Origin of the sequence: Alteromonas sp. AO-Serp (assembly GCF_017849675.1) — a bacterium.
Lineage (GTDB): Bacteria > Pseudomonadota > Gammaproteobacteria > Enterobacterales > Alteromonadaceae > Alteromonas > Alteromonas macleodii.
In genome coordinates, this window is the sequence record NZ_JAFLMX010000233.1 from 1 (window position 1) to 3,451 (window position 3,451).

A 3,451-nucleotide genomic window follows, 5' to 3' on the forward strand; every position below is an offset into this window, starting at 1 on the left:
GTTACGCCAAAGCTGTCGCCAGACGAACTGGTAAAAATGGTCGCGTCTAAATTTGATATCCCCACGGAAGGTCGCTCAAAAGCCGATATTTTAAAAGCGCTTGAAATTTTCTTATACGATCTAAACAAAGCGGGTCGCCGCGCCTTACTATTGGTTGATGAAGCGCAAAACCTTCCGTTAGAGACCATTGAAGAATTAAGAATGCTGAGTAACTTTCAGCTGAACGGCAAACCGTTGATTCAAAGCTTTTTGCTGGGGCAAGAAGAACTGCAGCCTATTCTGCGCGCACCGAATATGGAGCAATTTAGGCAACGTATTGTGGCGTCTTGCCATCTCGCTCCGCTTTCATTGGAAGAGTGCAAAGAATACATTGAGTACCGATTGCATCACGCTGGATGGAATGGCTCACAGTTATTCAGTGAAGAGGCGTTTGAACGAATTCACATGTTCTCTCGCGGTATCCCTCGTAAAATTAATACCCTAATGGATAGGGTAATGCTCTATGGCTTTTTAGAAGAACTAGAGAGCTTTGACGCGGACGCGGTAAACGAAGTAATTGAAGAAGTAAAAGCAGAGATGTTCGAGCCTGATAAAACGGGCGCGGAAGTGACGGAGCATATGGGCTTTGCTGACCACCCTGAAAGCCAAACTATCATGACACCTAAAGGCAATGTTATTCGCGACACCAAATACTACTTGGATATGTTAGCTGAATTAGTTGATGCTTTAGATGACGCCATTTCACAAAAAGTGAAAATGACGCAATACGTGGACAAACTCATGAAGAAGAAATTTAAGACTTACGTACGGCTAAAGAGTGATGATAAGAAAGAGTGATACTTTCTTTGTAGCCACCATCATTTGATAAACAAAAAAAGCGCCTTTTTACTAACGTAAAATCGGGCGCTTTTTTATTGAGTTTAGTTGACTAGTACTGCCTACAAACTACAACCGGTAGATTGAAAAATTCAGTGAATTAGTCATAGGTGTAGGTAATAGATGCGCTTAAGCGTCTGTCGGTATAGTTGTTACCAAACTGAGATATGCCTGTATTCAAATCTCCCTCTTGCTTGAGGTACCTAGCATCAATACTTGCTTTTAACCGGCGACCGAACTCTCTTTCTAAACCAATGGATGCATTCCAGTTGTCGCTTTCGCCTCTGAATACGTCTTCTGCACCCTGACCTGTGATATTGGCGTAGTTAATACTGCTAGTTATGTTGGTATAGCTACCAATTTTATAGGCTACGTTTGTACCGAAAGAGTAGGTGCGTCTTAGTCTATCTTCGTCTAAGTAATCATCTTCGGCATATCGCCAAGAAAAAGCGAGGGTAATTCTAGAAAAGTCATAACCTGCTTGAAAATTTGCACTTTTTCGCAGAATGATGTTGTCATCAAACTCTAGATTTTGTGAAGTAAGCTGCACCAATTGCTCTCCCGCGGAGGGTGTATAACTTAAGCTATTGGGCTGAAAACAGTCAGCAATGGATGTCGATGAAGCTGGGCAAACAAATACGCCTAAGTTCTCTGGATCAGCTAACAAGCGAGACGTGTTTGTAACGTCTTCTGAATAGCTGAATGAGGTGCGTAAGTATTTGGAGTTGTATCCAATACTCGCTGATGCCGATTCACCATAAAAACGACGCCCGTAAGTAGCAGCAACCCGTGTACGAGTGCTCAGTGCCCATTGCATATCAACACCTACGAATGTTTCACCATCGTCTTCTTCTAGATCGGAATCGCTCTTATTGGCCGTTAATGATATATAGCGATTCTCAGCTTGACGGTAAGTTAATCCCACCCCATAAGAATTAAACTCTCTTACTAAACTGTTCGTGTCATCTCTGTCTGAAATTTGGTTAGCTTCGTGCCTTGCAGTTAAACGAATGGCCCAGTCGCCATAAATTCGAGTATCTATATAACCGTCACCAGTTCTCGATTCAAAGTCACCATCGTTTGTTTGACCTCGCTCAGTATTCTGATAAGTACCCGTAACTGACCAGATGAAATACTTGGCTTCATCGCCGTTGAGTAAAGTACCTGAGAGTTGATAACTGTCATTATCCAGAGCATTGTTGTTAGTCAATGAGCGCTCCGATGCTGTATCTGAGTAAGAGGCTGTGCCTTGTCCTCTTACCCAGTCGCCTTGATCTAGTGTAAGCGTAGAAGATACTCGATTCGAGCGAGTTTTCGCCAAACTGTCAGAGTTTGCAATAAAGTCGCTTACTAAAAAGTTTGCTGAATTGGTATTTTGATAATTTAAAGCCCCAGTCGCTTGAAAGGACAGTAGATTTTCAAAAGGTACCCACTGCGCTGAATAGCTGTACTCTGCGTAATCTTGGCGCTGGCTAGCATCGTCGTTATCGCGCTCAAGATGAGTATAGGTACCAGACCATAACCCTTGAAATGTTCTTGTTTGATAAGTTGCGTTTACTTTAGGCGCCACAGTTACTGTGGTAAGTGAACGGTTGCCATTTTCCTCAGTATCGACACTTTGGTAGATGGTTTCGGCTGTGGCAACAGCATTCACGTCAAGTTTTGCAAAAGCAGGTAGACTTGTTGCGACGGCTGCAGCAACAAGTGTCGGCTTTATTATTCTTCTTTTAGGCATTGTATTGCGCCTATTCGCTGCGCTCTGAGTAATAATACCCATAATATCCGCTTCCATCGGTGTCGTTATGTACAGACTTGTTCACTACAAATCCTATGGCCATTTCTGGGTTCAATCGCTCCACAGACATTTTAATATCGCCTATCTTCGCTTTGCCCTCTTCTACGACAACAACCGCTTGGCCAGCGAAATTAGCGAGAATAGCACTCTCGTTTATACCAATGAGAGGAGGCGTATCAAAAATAACTATTCGATCTGGGTATCTGTTAGCAAATTCATTAACAGTGTCATGCATTTTCTGGCTTGCTAGCAGTTCGGTAGACAAATGGTGCGACTTTCCTGCAGGAATAATTTTCAGCTTATCGATGTTAGTTGGGTACAGCACATCTGAAATATCGTCAACGTCTCCGGTCAAATATTCCATTAGCCCTTTACGACGTTCTAATCCTAATGTGTTTAATACGTTAGGCTTAAGTACATCGGCGTCCACAAGAAGTACAGTTTTATCCTGCTCTGATGCGATACTCATTGCCAGGTTGGTTGCAGTGAATGTCTTCCCTTCAGAAGGGCGACTACTGGTAACCATAATAATGTTTGGGTTGTGAAGGGTTTTCGCTAAAGAGCCAAAGGCGTTTGCTAAAAGCTTACGCTTTATTTCGCGGTACTCTTCATTAATTTGCTTTCTCTCACCGTTTAGAGAAATATGCCCATTCTTATCAAGACGCGCAAAATCGATAACAAATTCGTCGAGTGGAGATTTCTTATTGATAAATTCCTTTTCATCAGCGATCACGGTTTCAGCAGGAAGCTCTGCGGGTGTAGGTTTGTCAATTGATACCT

General features: G+C 42.8%; 3 protein-coding genes. 1 reads left to right on the plus strand and 2 read right to left on the minus strand.

Going from position 1 to position 3,451, the window contains the following annotated elements:
• On the plus strand, positions 1-837 hold an 837-nt coding region (locus QVA83_RS15660), incomplete at its 5' end, for an AAA family ATPase (RefSeq protein WP_287498667.1).
• Positions 838-976: 139 nt separating this feature from the next.
• Here QVA83_RS15660 and QVA83_RS15665 read toward each other — a convergent pair.
• Positions 977-2,653, minus strand: coding sequence for a porin family protein (locus QVA83_RS15665; protein WP_502711468.1), 1,677 nt, complete (start codon positions 2,651-2,653; stop codon positions 977-979).
• Positions 2,622-3,451 (minus strand): XrtA-associated tyrosine autokinase (locus QVA83_RS15670; RefSeq protein ID WP_287498669.1); only part of this gene is annotated, 830 nt, incomplete at its 5' end. The genes QVA83_RS15665 and QVA83_RS15670, both read right to left, overlap by 32 nt.

Bases quoted from the DNA above. Each gene is read 5' to 3' on its own strand.
- QVA83_RS15665 (WP_502711468.1), bottom strand. From the start codon at position 2,653: ATGGGTATTATTACTCAGAGCGCAGCGAATAGGCGCAATACAATGCCT.